A 15,432-nucleotide genomic window follows, 5' to 3' on the forward strand; every position below is an offset into this window, starting at 1 on the left:
GGCCGGTGCGACACGCCGGCGGTGTCAGTCATCGTCCTGCTCCACCCTGACCAGGTGTAGGGCTGTGCTGGCCCAGTCGCCGGGCCGGAGGTCCGGGTGGAATCCGTACTCGGCGAGCACGGTGGCATGGTGCACCTCACCGGTGCGGGTGTCGCGGTAGCGGGCGCCGGGGGTGAGGCCGCGCAGCCGTACCGGCAGCCGCGGGACTCCGTGGCGCGGGCCGCGCTGCCAGGCCAGTACCAGGGTCTCGGCGGCGTCCTCGGCGGCGTACTGCACCACCGTCGGCAGCTCGCCGTGCGGCCCGGACAGCCGGTACAGGGCGCCGTGCTGGACCAGGTGGCGCACCCGCTTGTACTCGGCCACCAGCTCGGCGCCCTCGGCGAGTTCCGCCTCGGACCAGCGGGCCAGATCGCCGCCGATGCCCAGCAGCCCGCACATCGCCACGTGGAAGCGGAACCGCAACGGCACGGTGCGGGAGGTGAGTTGATGGGGTACGTCGGTCACCCACGCGGACATCGTGCGCGCCGGGTGGAGCTGACCGAAGCCGTGCTGGATGACCAGGCGGTCGACCGCATCGGTGTTGTCCGACACCCACGCCTGGTCGGTGCGGGTGAGGATGCCGAGGTCCACGCGTCCGCCACCGCCGCTGCAGGTCTCGATGCGCAGCCCGGCATGGTCGGCCCGCAGCCGGTCGAGGACGCCGTACAGATTGGCCACATAGCCCGTCCACAGCCGGTCGTGGCCGTCCGGTGGGCCGGGCCAGCCGGCCTCGCTGAAGGCGCGGTTCATGTCCCACTTGAGGAAGTCGATGCCGTGGTCCGTGACCAGCCGGGTCAGCCAGCCGTACGCCCAGTCGGCGACATCGTCGCGGGCGAAGTTCAGGACGAGCTGGTTGCGCAGCTCGCTGCGGGCCCGGCCGGGGGTGTGCAGGACCCAGTCCGGGTGCGCGCGGTAGAGGTCGCTGTCGGGATTGACCATCTCCGGCTCCACCCAGATGCCGAAGCGCATGCCCAGGCGGTGCACCGTGTCGGCCAGGGGGCCCAGGCCCTCGGGGAAGCGGTCCTGGGCGGGGGTCCAGTCGCCGAGCCCCGCGTGGTCGCTGCGCCGGGCCCCGAACCAGCCGTCGTCGACGACGTACAGCTCCACGCCCAGGGCGGCGGCCCGCTCGGCCAGCGCCTTCTGGTTCGCCTCGTCCACGTCGAAGCCGGTGGCCTCCCAGGAGTTGTAGAGCACCGGCGCCACCTCATGCCCGTGCGGCAGGACGTGGCGCAGTGTGTACGCGTGCCAGGCCCGGCTCGCCGCGCCGAACCCGCCGTCCGTGAACAGCCCGGCGAACACGGGGGTGGCGAATTCCTCGCCCGGCGCGAGCGGCACGCAGGTGCCCTCGTGGCCGGCGCCGCCGGAGAACCCGGCGCGTCCGTCCGGTGTGCGCTGAACGGTGATGCGCCAACTCCCGCTCCAGGCCAGGGCCGCGCCGAACACCCGGCCGTACTCCTCGGTGGCGTCGCCCGCGTCCACCATCACCCAGGGAGCGGCGTGGTGGCTGGTGATGCCACGCCGGCTGGTCAGCGCGGTCTCCCCGTACGGCAGGTGTTCGCGGCGCAGTTGGCTCTCCGCGGACCACTGGCCGGTGACATGACTGAGCCGGTAGTCGGCCGTCGCCGGCAGGGACCAGGCGGCCGAGTCGGCCCGCATCAGGCTGAGCTGCTGGTCCCCGTCGTTGCTCAGCACCGTCCAGCGCTCGATGACATCCGTGTCGTCCCGAACCCTGTAGTACAGGGCGACGCGCAGCGGGTAGTGGCGGTCGCGGAATTCCAGCGAGAGTTCGCGGACGCCGTCGGACGGCGTGCGGACGCGGTGTCCGGTCGGCTGCCACTCGAAGGCGCGGGAGCCGTCCGCGTAGCGGACCTGGAGGGAGGGCGTGCCGTAGCGGGTGCCGCCGTCGACCGGCAGTTCCTCGCCCACCGCGGGCCGTCCCTCGAAGCTGCTCGCCGCCTCCCCGGCGGGCACGACCAGCTCCTCCGCCTCCCGCAGCCTTAGCCGCGGCCCCCATGCGAGGTGGCAGGGCGCGCCCGTTTCGTCGATACGCAGGGCGTATGACGTACGGGGAGTGGTCAGCAGCCAGACCCCGGTGTCCGGGGCACGGGAGATCGTCGGCATCGGGCCTCACGTTCGGGAGACGACGGGGGAGCGGCGGGTGCCGCCCGCGGATGCGAAGCGCTCGGTGAGTGCGATGAGGATCGCCCCGTAAGCCAACGAGACCTTCGATCGCATGTCAACACCCCGTGTGTGGCTGGCTTTGGAGCCGAGATCGGGGCTCACAGGCAATCCTCAGGAGATTCCTGCTTCTTTCATTGACAGCGGAAAATAAGGAGCCTAGGTTCCCGGCCATGTCCTCGCCCCCTGCCGTCGAGTCGTTCCCCGCGAACACGTCGGCCGCCGCGCAGATCTTCACCACGGTCCTGTCCCAGGGCCCTCTCACCCGTATGGAAGTGGCCCGGCGGGCGGGGCTGTCGGCCGCTGCCGTCACCAAGGCGGTCCGTCCCCTGATCGAGGCCGGCTACCTGGTGGAGGACGTGGACGAGGACGCGCGCCCGGCGCTCGGGCGGCCCGCGAACCTGGTGCGGGTGGACGGCGGCCGGGCGCTGTTCATCGGGGTCAAGGTGACCGGAGACAAGCTCATCGGTGTGCTCACCGACCTGTGCTGCCGGATCCTGGTCGCCCGGCACATCCCCCTCGCCGCCCGGGACCCCAAGGCGGTGCTGGGGTCGGCCACCGAACTCGTACGGGAGCTGCTCATCGAGGCGGACGGCCTCGGCGTGCGCGTCGCGGGTCTGGGCATGGCCGTCTCCGGCGATGTGGACCGGGCCGAGGGCGTCGTGCGCTACTCGCCCTTCCTGGAATGGCGCGATGTGCCGCTCGCCGAACTCGTCGCCATGACCACGGGGCTGCCGGTGACCGTCGACAACGACGTGCGCGCGCTGACCGTGGCCGAGCAGTGGTTCGGGGCGGGCGTGGGACTGTCCGGCTTCGCCGTCGTGACGGTCGGCGCGGGCATCGGCTGCGGCCTCGTGGTCCACGGCAGAGTGGTCGCCGGCGCCCACGGTGTGGCCGGCGAGATCGGACACGTCACCGTCGACCCGGCGGGCCCCCACTGCCACTGCGGCAACCGTGGCTGTCTGGAGGCCATCGCGAGCGACGACGCCATCGTCCGTCAGATGCGCGCGGCCACGGGGGTCCAGGTGGCCGACGCGGTCCAAGCCGCCGGACTGGCCCACGACGGTGTCGCCGGGGCGCGGGAGATCTACGCACGGGCGGGCGACGCCATCGGCCGTGGCATCGCCACCGTGGCCAATCTGCTCGGCCCCGAACGCGTGATCATCTCCGGTGAGGGCCTGGCCGCCTACGACCTGTTCGCCGACCACATCCGTGCCGCCTTCGCCGCGGCGGCCTTCGGCTCCGCGGCGCAGTGCGATGTGCGGACCCGGCCGCTGCCCTTCGACGAATGGGCCCGCGGCGCCGCGGCCACCGCCATCCAGTCCTTCATCCGGTCGGACCCGAACCAGCACAACAACCAGCGCATACGAGGAGCAGCCATGACGCAGCACGCCTGAACCGCACCGAGAAACACCGTGCACTCCGCGACCCGCTCCCGCTGCCGTCGCGGACGCGGCGACCGCCTCTCCCTCGCGGTCGTCATCACCGCCGCTGATCGCCCCGCCCGTCTTCGTCCGGCTGCCCGTCCCCGCCCCGATCGCGCCGTCGTTCCCCGAACGGCCGCGAGCCCCACCATGTCGCCTGCCCCGGCGCCCGTTCATCGGCGCACTCACCCTCGGTTCGGGCAGGGCCGAGCCCTCGCCGCAGTATCCCCGAACCCCGCCGCGTCTCCCCGCCACCCCTTCCCCGTTCCACACCTCCAGGAGGTAGGACCCATGCGGTCATCCTCGTACGCCCTCATGCCCGTACACGGTCTGAGAACCATCGTCGTCATGGCCCTCGCCGCGGGCTTCGCCACCGCCGTCCCCGCGGCGCAGGCACAGCCCGACGACAACAAGGCCACCCCGGCATCCTCGGCGGACCCGGGCGCTGTCGCCGCCAAGCCCTATATGGGCTGGACCAGTTGGAGCATGCAGTCATCGAAGTACCCGGGCCTCAACCCGAACGGCGACTACAGCTACCTCACCGAGGCGAACGTCCTCAAGCAGACCGACGCCATGGCCGCCAAGCTGAAGAAGTACGGCTACGAGTACGTCAACATCGACGCGGGCTGGTGGCGCAACTACGCGTGGACGCCCGAGTTCGACGAGTACGGCCGGCAGAAGGCCGATCCGGTGCGCTTCCCCAGCGGCATGAAGTCGGTCGCCGACCATATCCACTCCAAGGGTCTCAAGGCCGGTATCTACCTGCCCGTCGGCCTGGAGAAGGAGGCGTACGGCGGGGGCAAGGTGCCGATCTGGAAGGCCGAGGGCTGCACCACCGCCGACATCGTCTACGACGACCTGCGCACCACCAATGGCTGGGACAGTGCGTACAAGATTGATTTCTCCAATCCGTGCGCACAGAAGTACATCGACTCCCAGGCGCGGCTGTTCGCAGACTGGGGCTATGACTTCCTCAAGCTCGACGGTGTGGGCCCGGGCTCTTTCAAGAGTGGCGACAACTACAACAACGTCGCCGACGTGGCCGCCTGGCAGAAGGCGATCGCCGCCACCGGCCGTCCGATCCACCTGGAGCTGTCCTGGTCCCTGGACATCGGACACGCCGCCGACTGGAAGAAGTACTCCAACGGCTGGCGCATCGACACCGACGTCGAGTGCTACTGCAACACGCTCGTGAGCTGGGAAAACTCCGTGGACGACCGGTGGAGTGACGCCCCTGCCTGGGCCGGGCACGCAGCCCCCGGTGGCTGGAACGACCTCGACTCCCTCGACGTGGGCAACGGCGAGATGGACGGCCTGACCAAGGCCGAGCGGCAGAGCTACGCCACGTTGTGGGCCATCGCCAAGTCGCCGCTCTACACCGGCGACGACCTGACCAGGCTGGACTCCTACGGCCTGTCCCTGCTGACCAACCGCGAGGTCATCGCCGTCAACCAGGGCGGCGACGCGCCCGCGAAGCCGGTCACACCGTCCGACCCACAGCAGGTGTGGGCCGCGAAGAACCACGACGGCACCTACACGGTCGCCCTCTTCAACCTCGCCGGCAAACCGGCCTCGGTGACCGCCGACTGGTCGACGCTCGGCTTCACCGGCAAGGCCGCGGTCCGGGATCTGTGGAACCACGAGAGCCTCGGCAGTCACAAGGACAGGATCACCCAGGCCCTGCCCGCCCACGGCTCCCGCCTCTTCACGGTCACCCCGCGCGGCGACGCGCTCACCTGGACCGCCATCGAGGCCGAGTCGTCCGCGAACACCCTCAGCGGCAACGCCTCCGTCGCCGACTGCCCGGCCTGCTCCGACGGCCACAAGGTCGGCAACCTCTATACCGGCGGCAAGCTGACCCTCAACAACGTCGTCGTCGACAAGGCCGGCACCTACCAGATCAAGGTCGCCTACATCAGCGGTGACGCCCGCTCCGTCGCCGTCTCGGCCAACGGGGGCGGCGCCACGAGCCACGCCTTCCCCTCGACCGGCGACTGGTCCACCGTCAGCAGTGTCCACGTACCGGTGGCGCTCAAGGCCGGCTCCAACACCGTCACCTTCGACAGCGGTTCCGGCTACGCGCCGGACATCGACCGGATCGACGTACCGAAGTCCTTCTGAACCCCGGGGGCCCGGCCCCGGCCGGGCTCCCGTGCCGATCTCAGACGCCTGGAGCCGCCATGAACCCCCGCCCGACCGACGCCGGCAGTGACCCCAGCAGAGCCCCCGGCAGTGACCCCAGCAGAAGAACCGCGCTGTCCCTCGCGGCGACGGCCGGACTTACCGCCGCCCTCGGTGCCCTGCCCGCCTTCACCGCCTCCGCCGCACCCCGGCGCCCGGCCGACACCCCGCCGCTCACCGGCACATCACACGACCAACTGTGGTGGCAGGCCCCCGGCGACGAGGGCTCCCTGATCGAGCAGGGCCTGCCGGTCGGCAACGGCCGCCTCGGCGCCCTCGCGAGCAACGACCCCGGCCGCGAACTGCTGCTGATCACCGACGCCACGATGTGGACCGGCGGCCTCAACGACGCCCTCGACGCCGACGGCCAATTCCCCTACGGACGCGGCGACTTCGGCTCCTTCACCCTGCTCGCCCGGCTCACCGTGGACATCCCCGACCACGACCTGTCCGGTGTCAACGGCTACCGCCGCACCCTCGACCTCGCACAGGGACTGGTCACCAGCTCCTACGTCCGCTCCGGTGTCACCTACCGGCGCCAGGTCTTCGCCAGCCACCCCGACGACGCGATCGTCCTGCACTTCACACAGAGCGGCGGCGGCCACTACACCGGCACCCTCACTCTGGGGGGCACCCATGGCGAAAAGCCCTCGAGCGCCGAGTCGTTCGGCGCGTCCTTCCCGGGCGGCCTGCGGTACGGCGCGGCGGTCACGGCATACGGCAGCGGCGGCCGGGTCCGCGTCAACGGCACGCGCATCGACTTCTCCGGCTGCGAGGACCTCACGGTGGTGGTCAGCGGTGGCACCAACTACGTGCCCGACGCCGACCGTGAGTACCGCGACCCCTCCCTCGACCCCGAGAAGCTGGCCCGTACGAAGGTCCGCGCCGCCGCCCGGCACTCGGCGGACACCCTGCGGCGCACCCACATCGCCGACTACCGCGGCTTGTACGAGAAGTTCGCCCTCTCACTCGGCACCTCCACGGACGCCCAGCGATCCCTGGACACCTGGGAGCGGCTCACGGCACGCGCCCGGGACGGTGAGCCCGACCCCGAACTGGAGGCCGCCTACCTCCAGTACAGCCGTTACCTGATGATCTCCGGCTCGCGCGACAGCCTTCCCCTGAACCTCCAGGGCCTGTGGCTGGACGGCAACGACCCGGACTGGATGGGCGACTACCACACCGACATCAACATCCAGATGAACTACTGGATGGCCGACCGGGCGGGCCTGTCCTCCTGCTTCGACGCCTTCGCCGACTACTGCCTGGCCCAGCTTCCGTCCTGGGCCGAGCTCACCCACGACCTCTTCAACGACCCGCGCAACCGCTACCGCAACTCCACCGGGAAGGTCGGCGGCTGGGCCGTGGCCTTCTCCACCAACATCCACGGTGGAAGCGGCTGGTGGTGGCATCCCGCGGGCAATGCCTGGCTGAGCAACAGCCTGTACGAGCACTACGAGTACACCCAGTCGCGGGCGTATCTGGCGAAGATCTACCCGCTGCTCAAGGGCGCCTGCGAGTTCTGGGAGGCGCGGCTGCTCACCACCACCCTCCCCGGCACCTCAAAGGAGGTGCTGATCGACGACAGCGACTGGTCGCCCGAACACGGCCCGCAGGACGCCAAGGGCAACACCTACTCCCAGGAACTGGTGTGGGCGCTGTTCGGCAACTTCGCCGCCGCGGCCGCCGAGCTGAAGAAGGACACCGGCTACGCGGCCACGATCGCCTCGCTGCGCGAGAAGCTGTACCTGCCGGAGGTGAGCCCGAAGACCGGATGGCTCCAGGAGTGGATGTCCCCCGACAACCTCGGCGAGACCACCCACCGCCATCTGTCCGCCCTGATCGGCCTGTTCCCCGGCGACCGCATCCGCCCCGACGGCTCCACTCCCCAGGAGATCGTGGACGGGGCCACCGCCCTGCTCACCGCGCGCGGTATGAACAGCTTCGGCTGGGCCAACGCCTGGCGCGCCCTGTGCTGGGCGCGGCTGAAGAACGCCGACAAGGCATACCAGCTCATCGCCAACAACCTCCGGCCCTCCACCGACGGCAGCAACGGCACCGCGTTCAACCTCTTCGACATCTACGAGGTCGAGAAGGGCCGTGGCATCTTCCAGATCGACGCCAACTTCGGCACCCCGGCCGCCATCAGCGAGATGCTGCTGTACTCCCGCCCCGGCCACCTGGAACTGCTCCCCGCCCTGCCCGACGCCTGGTCCGCGTCCGGCTCGGTCACGGGACTGGCCGCGCGCGGCGGCTTCGTCGTCGATCTGCACTGGAAGCAGGGGGTGCCGACGTCGGTCCGGATCCACAGTGTCGGCGGCCGCACCACGACGGTGGCCCACGGTGGCACCTCCCGTACGATCCGCCTGGCGCCCGGCGAGTCCCTCACGTTGAAGGGCCTCGCCCGATGACGGCCCGCCGCGCCGCCCTCGGCGGCGTGGCCGCCGCACTGCTCGCGGCCGCCGCCCTCCACGCCACCCCGGCCGAGGCGGCGGGCAGCCGGCACGACGTCGTCACCTGGGCGGCGAGCGCGGATCGGCTGGGGGACGGGACAGCGGACCGCGGGTACCGGATGGTCGTGCACACCAGTGTCGGCGGGAGCGATCTACGCATCCGCCTCTCCAACGCCTTCGGCGACCGGCCGCTGACCCTCGACAGTGTCTACGCCGGCGTCCAGAAGTCGGGTGCCGAGCTGAAGCCGGGCAGCAACCGGCGGCTGACCTTCGGCGGCGGGCACACCGTCACCATCCCGGCGGGCGAGACCGTGCTCAGCGACGCCCTGCCCGACGGTCTGCCCGCCGCGACCAACCTGGTCGTCAGCCTCCACACCCCCGACGCCGCCGGTCCGGCCACGGGGCACGGGATGGCGATGCAGACGTCGTACACGACCCAGGGCGATCACACGGGAGAGGAGAGCGCCACGCACTGGACGGACACCACCGGCTCCTGGTTCTACCTCGACGCCGCCACCGTCCGCACATCCGCCGCCCCCGGTGCCGTGGTGGCGCTCGGCGACTCCATCACCGACGGCTGGCAGTCCACCACCGACCTCAACCGCCGCTGGCCCGACTACCTCGCGCGCCGGTTGCAGAAGGCGGCCACCGGCGTCAGGGGAGTGGCGAACGAGGGGATCTCCGGCAACAAGGTCCTCGCCGACGGCGCCGGGCAGAGCGCCCTGAACCGGCTCGACCGCGATGTCCTGTCCCTCCCGGGCGTGCGGACCGTGTTCCTCTTCGAGGGGGTCAACGACATCAAGGCGCACACCGGCGTCACCGCCGCGGACATGATCGACGGCTACCGCCGGATCATCGCCCGGGCGCACGCGGCCGGTAAGTGCGTGGTCGGCGCCACTGTGGGCCCCTTCAAGGGCTGGTCCGAATGGGACGCGGCCGCCGAGCGGGTACGCCAGGACGTCAACGCCTTCGTCCGCAGCAGCGGCGAGTTCGACGCGGTCACCGACTTCGACCGCGTCCTGCGCAGCCCCTACGACCCCGAGCGGGTGCTGCCGTTCCTCGACAACGGCGATCATCTGCACCCCAACGACAAGGGGATGCAGGCGATGGCCGACGCCGTCGACCTTGCCGCACTCGACTGCGCCGACGGCCCGCGCTCCACGGGCTGAACACGGGCCACTGGGCGGCCGGGCGCGGCCGGTGGAACACCGCGCCCGGCCACCCGGCGCGAAGGGCTGCGCCGGTCATGCCCCTGCCGTCGCGGAGGACCGGCGCGCCCGTCTCACTGCTCGCCCGGGCGGCGTGCCGGAGGCGGCGGGGGCAGGACCTCGCCCGAGGTGGAGCGGCCCGGCCGGAAGTCCTTCAGCAGGGGGGACTCATGGCCGTAGAGCTCGTCCGCGACCAGGTGGCCGAGCAGCGGGGCCAGGGTGATGCCGCTGTGGGTCGCCACCACGTAGAACGGAACGTCGGAGGCGGGGAAGCCTGCCACCGTGAAACCGTCGCCCGGCATGGCGCGTTGGCCGACCCGGACCTTCTCCACGACGGTGCCCTCCGCGGCGTTCAGCACCTCGGGCAGACGGGCCAGCATGTCGGTGGCGATCTCACCATCGGGCGCGTACGGCTTGGCGGGGTCCGCGGAGGCGTCCAGGTCCAGGGCCTGGAGCAGCAGACGGCCACCGCCGTCGGGGCGGACGTTGAGCCGCGGGCCGGTCAGCACGCGGGCCAGGCGCGCGGCCGTCGGTGCGGTGGTGGCGAGGAAGCCGACCGTCGCCGAGCCCGCGAGATCCGGGTCCGCCATGGGGACGTACGCACCCGCCAGCTCGGCCACCTTCTGTGTCCACCGGCCCGCGCAGCTCACCACCGTGTCCGCCGGGTAGCGGCCGCCGTCGGCGCAGATCACGGCCGTTCCCGCCGGGCCGGCCGGTCCAGGTCCACGTCCTGGTCGTGGTCGCGGTCCCGGGCGTGGTCGATGAAGTCGATCGCGGCGGAGCCGAGCGCGTCGGCGCGGTAGCCCTCGAAGCGGTGCGGGGTGCCGCTGCCGTCGTACAGCGTGGTCTCGTAGGCGTCCGAGGTGAATTCCAGCAGGTTGGCGGCGAGCCAGTGTTCGTATCCGGCCCGGTCCTCCTCCGGCACCGCCCCGGCGGTGTGGTCACCGGCGAGATGCCACTTGCCGATGTAGCCGGTGGCATAGCCCGCGTCCCGGAAGGAGCGGGCCAGGGCCGGAGTGTCCCGGGGGAGGGCAAGACCGTTGCGGAAGACACCGGTGGTGGTCGGGTACTGGCCGGTCCGGAGGCTGGCGCGGGAGGGCGCGCACACGGGCTGACAGGCGAAGGAGCGGTCCACGCTCACGCCCTCGGCGGCAAGGCGGTCGAGGACCGGCCGTCGTACGGACTGAACACCTGTGGTTGAGCTGCCGCTTCCCTTTTTATGAGAGTATTTTATTTAAGCCGTGCGCTGACTTCCAGGCCGCGCGCGCCGGGGTCAAGATCCCGTACTCGTCAATGTCCTCAGCGCGCAGTCGAGAGGAGTGCCGCAGCAGATGCCGGGCGATATCGCTACATCCGCCCTGGCCCGGAGGGTCAACGCCGCCCGCATCCTGGCAAAGCTGCGGGAACGCCCCGCGAACCGGGCGGAGATGTCCTCCGGCGACTTGGTGGATGCCACGGGCATGTCGCGGCCCACCGTGCACGCCGCCGCGCACCACCTCGTCGAGCTCGGCTGGGTCCGGGAGAGCACCGATCGCGTCGATGGGCGTCTCTCCGGGCGCGGTCGGCCATCGAGGGTCTTCTCGTTCGCGGCGGCCGCCGGTCATGTCCTGGGCATCGACATCGGCGCACACAGTGTCCGCGTCGTCGTAGCCGATCTGCGGGGAGCTTTCGTCGCCGAGGCGCGGATCGCGTTCGGTGACCCATCGGTCCGCCCGGAACAGCGCATCACGCGGGTGCGGAAGCTCGCCGTCGAGGTGGTGCGGACCGCCGGGCTGCGCGATGAGCAGGTACTGGCGGTCTGCGTCGGCACCAGCGGCCCCGTCGACGCCGACGGCGTCGTACAGCAGCGCACCGGCATCCCGGGGTTCCTCGGGGTCGACCTCCGCGCCGCGCTGGCCCGGGACTTCTCCGCGCGGGTGTGCGTGGAGAACGACTGCAACCTGGCCCTCATCGGCGAGCGCTGGCGAGGCTGCGCGGGCACCTCCCAGGATGTCGTCTGTCTGCTGGCGGGGGAGAGGCTGGGGGTGGGCATGTGCACCGGCGGCACCCTGGTGCGCGGCCAGGCCAACAGCGCCCGGGACCTCGGTTTCCTGTCCCTGATGGGTGACTACTCCCGCGACGACGGCATCGCGAGATCCGTCCGGGAGCGGGGAGCGTCGCTGCTCGCCAAGGTGGCGGCCCCCGGCACACCGCCGCGCCCCGGCATACCGGGCGCCGAGCTGCGCACTCTGACCGACGCGGACCCGCGCCGCGTGAGCGCGAGGGATGTCTTCGAGGCCGTCCGCCGGGGCGACCTCGGCGCCGCCCGGGCCCTGGAGGAGGGGCTGGAGGCGGCCGCCCGCGCGATCGCCACGCTGACGATGCTGCTCGCCCCCGAACTGGTGGTGGTCACCGGCGCCGTGGCGGGAGCGGGAGACGTTCTGCTGCCGCCGCTGCGGCGCCGGCTGACCGAACTCGTCCCGCGCGTCCCCCGTGTCGAAGCCTCGCCGTTGCGCGAGCATGCCGTGGTCACCGGTGCCGTACGCCTCGCCCTCGACACGGCCGAGACGGACTTCCTCGACCCACTCGCCCCCGCCCCCAGGGCGGCCTGACTTACTGCCGACCGCCCCACCGGGGCCGAGTATTCGGCCACACGAGGATGGCGATGAGGACCATCCGGGGCTCTGACCGATGATGAACTACCAGAGAGCGTGAACCGAATGAAAACCGCGATGCCCAAGAAGACGGCTGCCGGCTGGATCGTCGGTGTATGTGTGCTGCTGGCCGCGGCGCCGGCCCTCACGGGGTGTTCGAAGGACTCGGACTCCACGAAGTCGAAGGGCCAGGACGGCTCGGCCTCGGCCGCCCCGACCGCCTCGACCGCTGAACCCACCCCCTCCCCGAAGGGGCGCCCCGGTGGTCAGTCCACGGTGCAGGAGGCGGTGGCCACCTGGGTCACCGCGGTCGTACAGGACCGTCCCAAGAAGGCCTGCTTGGTCATGGCGACATCGGGCACCGGCGGGACTCCCGCGAAGCCCAACACGGCGGCGATGTGCGGCGGCGACACACCGCAAGCCCAGCAGATGAAGCAGCAAATACACCGCCTGCACGCCTCGTTCGCCCCTGATCAGCCGAACAATCCCCCGACGGTGAAGGTTGCCGAGGTCCCGGTCGCGGACAACAAGGCGACGGTCGACGGCGAGCGGATCACCGTGGACGGCCAGACGTTGAAGGCCATCGTCCTGTCGAACTCCACCGGAGTGAAGGAGGACCAGATCGGTGTCAGGGTCGAGGCCGCCGTCGTGGACGGTCGCTGGTATGTCACGGATCTGGGTCTTTCCGTCGGCTGACGCGGCGATGGCTGCCGCGGGAAACCGGGGTCCGGTCGGTAATGCTGCTGGATTGAACGCTAAGGACTTGATCATGGTCTCGCGTCGATCCTGAGAAGTGGCCCCCCGGGGGAGCTTCAGGGTCGACCGTTCGTCGACGTTGATTTCCGACGCGAGTTGTCGACAGTGCTCACCTGCCGGTTCGTGATCACCGGCCGCAGTGTCGGCAGACGGTGGCACCCTCAAGTGATCAACGCACCACCTTCGGATGATCATGTGATCGTGGAGGCACAGGTGCGTGACTACGGGTTTTCACCGGCTCAGCAGGATGAGGTCTGGAGACGCTGGCGTGAGGGGCAGTCGTTCAGCTTGATCGGGCGGGCACTCGGGGCACCGATGCAGCACGCCCGCCGTTTCCTGTACCAGAGCGGCGGCGTCCGCCTCACCCCGCAGACGCGGTCAGAGCGGCATCTGAGCGGCAGCGAGCGCGAGGAGATATTCCGCGGCATCGCCGCCGGGGAATCGGCCCGGCAGCTGGCGAAGCGGCTGGGCCGATCCCCTTCGACCGTCTCCCGCGAGGTCGCCCGCAACGGCGGCCGGGACCGCTACCGAGCCGCCTCGGCCGATGCGGCCGCCTACACGCGCGGGCGCCGACCCAAGCAGGTCAAGCTCGCCCAACGGCCCGCTCTGCGCGCCCTGGTGGAAGCCAAGCTGGCTCTGTGCTGGTCACCCGAGCAGATCGCAGGATGGCTGCGACGGCAGTTTCCTGGTGACGCCTCCATGCAGATCTCGCACGAAGCGATCTACCTCTCGCTCTACGACCCTCGCCGGCGTCAGGCGATCGACCTCAGCCTCACCCAGCGGCTGCGGTCAGGAAGACCCATGCGCCGACCGAAGATCGCCCGCCGGCCCACCGGGCGGGGCATCATCCGCGGCATGGTATCCATCACCGCGCGCCCCACCGAGGTCGAGGACCGGAAGGTTCCCGGCCACTGGGAGGGCGACCTCGTGATGGGCACCCGGCCCTCGGCCGTCGCCACGCTCGTCGAGCGCACCAGCCGCTACACGGCCATCGTCGCGCTGCCGGACGGCATCAAGGCTGAGCAGGTCACTCCGCACCTCACCAGGAGTCTCCTCGGCATCCCGCCCCAGCTACGACGAACGCTCACCTGGGACCGGGGCCGGGAGATGGCCGAGCACCAGGCCATCACCGCCGGGACCGGGATGCCGATCTACCTCTGCAAGCCGCGCAGCCCGTGGCAGCGCGGCACCAACGAGAACACCAACCGACTGCTTCGGCAGTACCTGCCCAAGGGCGCGGACCTCCGCACGTTCAGCCAGGCCGACCTGGACGCCATCGCCCACGAGCTCAACCATCGCCCACGCAAGACCCACGGGTACCGCACTCCGGCAGAGGTCTACGCTGACCTCCTGAACAGCGGTGATGCGCTGACCGCTTGAGCTCGCCGTCCTTTGCCGACGCTTTCGGGCCCGGCCTCGACTGCTGATCAGGGGCGTCCCGTGTCGCTTTCCCGTCGGACCCACGCATCCGTCAGTGGCAGACGTCCAGCGCTGAGCAGTCAGCGCCAGCCCACCAAGATCATCGCTTGGCGGGCCGGCGCATCTGTGCCATGCCCCCGCTTCAGATGCAGATCACGATCTTTCCGCGTGTGCGTCCGCGCTCGGCGTGCGCGTGGGCGTCGGCGATCCGCTCCAGGGGGTAGGTCTGTTCGATACGGGGTGTGTAGCGGCCTTGCCGGCCCAGCTCCGCGGCCGCGGACAGGAGGGTGGAGTCGTTCTCCGCGTTGACCACATGCGTGCCCAGGCGCTGCCCGCCTGCGTGGTCGGCGACCGTCGCGACGCGCGTCGGGTCGCCCGTGATCGCGACGAGGTCGTCCAGGGATCCGGAGGCCGCGGTGTCGAGCGCGATGTCGACGCCGTGCGGAGCGAGAGCGGACAGGCGCTGCGCGAGGCCGGGGCCGTAGGTGGTGGGAACGGCGCCGAGAGAGATGAGGAACTCGTGGTTTCGTTCGCTGGCTGTCCCGATCACGGTGGCACCTCGTGCCCCAGCGATCTCGACTGCCGCGCTGCCCACGCCTCCGGCGGCGCCCTCGACGAGAAGGGTGCGCCCCGCGAGGGAGCCGAGCACGTTCAGGCCACGCATCGCGGTCACGGACGCGAGACCGGCGCCCGCAGCCTGCTCATCGTTCCACGTGTCGGGCACGTGGGCCCAGGCCGAGAGGATGACCAGCTCTGCGGTTGCGCCGGTGACACCGCCCAGCCCGAAGACGCGGTCGCCGATGCTCACCCCCTGCACTCCGTCACCGATTTCGTCGACCACGCCGGCGGCGTCGCGCCCGGGAATGGCGGGTAGCTCCAGGGGAATCAGCTGGTGCAGGGCGCCGGCGCGCAGCTTCCAGTCGATGGGATTGACGCTGGCCGCCGCGACGCGGACACGGATCTCACCAAGTCCGGGGTGGGGGTCGGAGGCCTGCTCGATCACCAGGCTCTCCGCTCCGCCGTATTCATGGAAGCGGGCTGCACGCATAATGTCCTGCCTTTCCTTTATCGGTGAGGTTGCCGAGCAGGCGGGCGGCCACCCGCCCCCGAAAACCACGATCCTGCCCATCGTCGGAATACC

The 15,432-nt window shown here is 70.9% G+C and carries 11 protein-coding genes; 7 read left to right on the plus strand and 4 right to left on the minus strand.

Annotation, left to right across the window (positions count from 1 at the left end; genetic code table 11):
- Positions 1-24: 24 nt before the first annotated feature.
- Positions 25-2,160: an alpha-galactosidase gene (locus STRVI_RS19905; RefSeq protein ID WP_014057477.1), complete on the minus strand. Its 2,136-nt coding sequence runs from the start codon at positions 2,158-2,160 to the stop codon at positions 25-27.
- A 230-nt stretch (positions 2,161-2,390) separates the two neighbouring features.
- Between STRVI_RS19905 and STRVI_RS19910 the strand changes: the two genes are divergently transcribed.
- The 4 genes from STRVI_RS19910 (at position 2,391) to STRVI_RS19925 (ending at position 9,444) form a co-directional block, all read left to right on the plus strand.
- Positions 2,391-3,614, plus strand: a complete 1,224-nt coding sequence (locus STRVI_RS19910) for an ROK family transcriptional regulator (RefSeq protein ID WP_014057479.1) — start codon at positions 2,391-2,393, stop codon at positions 3,612-3,614.
- 318 nt (positions 3,615-3,932) lie between these two features.
- Positions 3,933-5,762 carry an alpha-galactosidase D gene (locus tag STRVI_RS19915; protein WP_014057480.1) on the plus strand — a complete coding sequence of 610 codons (1,830 nt, stop codon included), beginning with the start codon at positions 3,933-3,935 and terminating at the stop codon, positions 5,760-5,762.
- 59 nt (positions 5,763-5,821) lie between these two features.
- Positions 5,822-8,233 (plus strand): glycosyl hydrolase family 95 catalytic domain-containing protein, encoded by a 2,412-nt coding sequence (locus STRVI_RS19920; RefSeq protein WP_014057481.1) that lies wholly within the window; start codon positions 5,822-5,824, stop codon positions 8,231-8,233.
- On the plus strand, positions 8,230-9,444 hold the full coding sequence (locus STRVI_RS19925; protein WP_014057482.1) for an SGNH/GDSL hydrolase family protein: 1,215 nt from the start codon (positions 8,230-8,232) through the stop codon (positions 9,442-9,444). Before STRVI_RS19920 ends, STRVI_RS19925 begins: the two co-directional genes overlap by 4 nt.
- Before the next feature lie 113 nt (positions 9,445-9,557).
- On the opposite strand, the gene STRVI_RS19930 is transcribed toward STRVI_RS19925, so the two are convergent.
- Positions 9,558-10,175: an NAD(P)/FAD-dependent oxidoreductase gene (locus tag STRVI_RS19930; protein ID WP_050993693.1), complete on the minus strand. Its 618-nt coding sequence runs from the start codon at positions 10,173-10,175 to the stop codon at positions 9,558-9,560.
- Positions 10,172-10,717, minus strand: a complete 546-nt coding sequence (locus STRVI_RS19935; RefSeq protein WP_078505287.1) for a sulfatase-like hydrolase/transferase — start codon at positions 10,715-10,717, stop codon at positions 10,172-10,174. The genes STRVI_RS19930 and STRVI_RS19935 overlap by 4 nt, the downstream gene beginning before the upstream one ends.
- A 97-nt stretch (positions 10,718-10,814) precedes the next feature.
- Between STRVI_RS19935 and STRVI_RS19940 the strand changes: the two genes are divergently transcribed.
- The 3 genes from STRVI_RS19940 (at position 10,815) to STRVI_RS19950 (ending at position 14,252) form a co-directional block, all read left to right on the plus strand.
- Complete coding sequence (locus STRVI_RS19940) at positions 10,815-12,074, plus strand: ROK family transcriptional regulator (protein WP_014057483.1); 1,260 nt, start codon at positions 10,815-10,817, stop codon at positions 12,072-12,074.
- A gap of 108 nt (positions 12,075-12,182) precedes the next feature.
- The gene (locus tag STRVI_RS50005) at positions 12,183-12,812 is read left to right on the plus strand and encodes a hypothetical protein (RefSeq protein WP_014057484.1); all 630 of its coding nucleotides are present in this window, start codon (positions 12,183-12,185) and stop codon (positions 12,810-12,812) included.
- Positions 12,813-13,085: 273 nt separating this feature from the next.
- Complete coding sequence (locus STRVI_RS19950; protein WP_014057485.1) at positions 13,086-14,252, plus strand: IS30 family transposase; 1,167 nt, start codon at positions 13,086-13,088, stop codon at positions 14,250-14,252.
- A 181-nt stretch (positions 14,253-14,433) separates the two neighbouring features.
- On the opposite strand, the gene STRVI_RS19955 is transcribed toward STRVI_RS19950, so the two are convergent.
- Complete coding sequence (locus STRVI_RS19955; RefSeq protein ID WP_043236159.1) at positions 14,434-15,339, minus strand: NADP-dependent oxidoreductase; 906 nt, start codon at positions 15,337-15,339, stop codon at positions 14,434-14,436.
- Positions 15,340-15,432: the final 93 nt, after the last annotated feature.

Source organism: Streptomyces violaceusniger Tu 4113, assembly GCF_000147815.2.
GTDB lineage: Bacteria > Actinomycetota > Actinomycetes > Streptomycetales > Streptomycetaceae > Streptomyces > Streptomyces violaceusniger_A.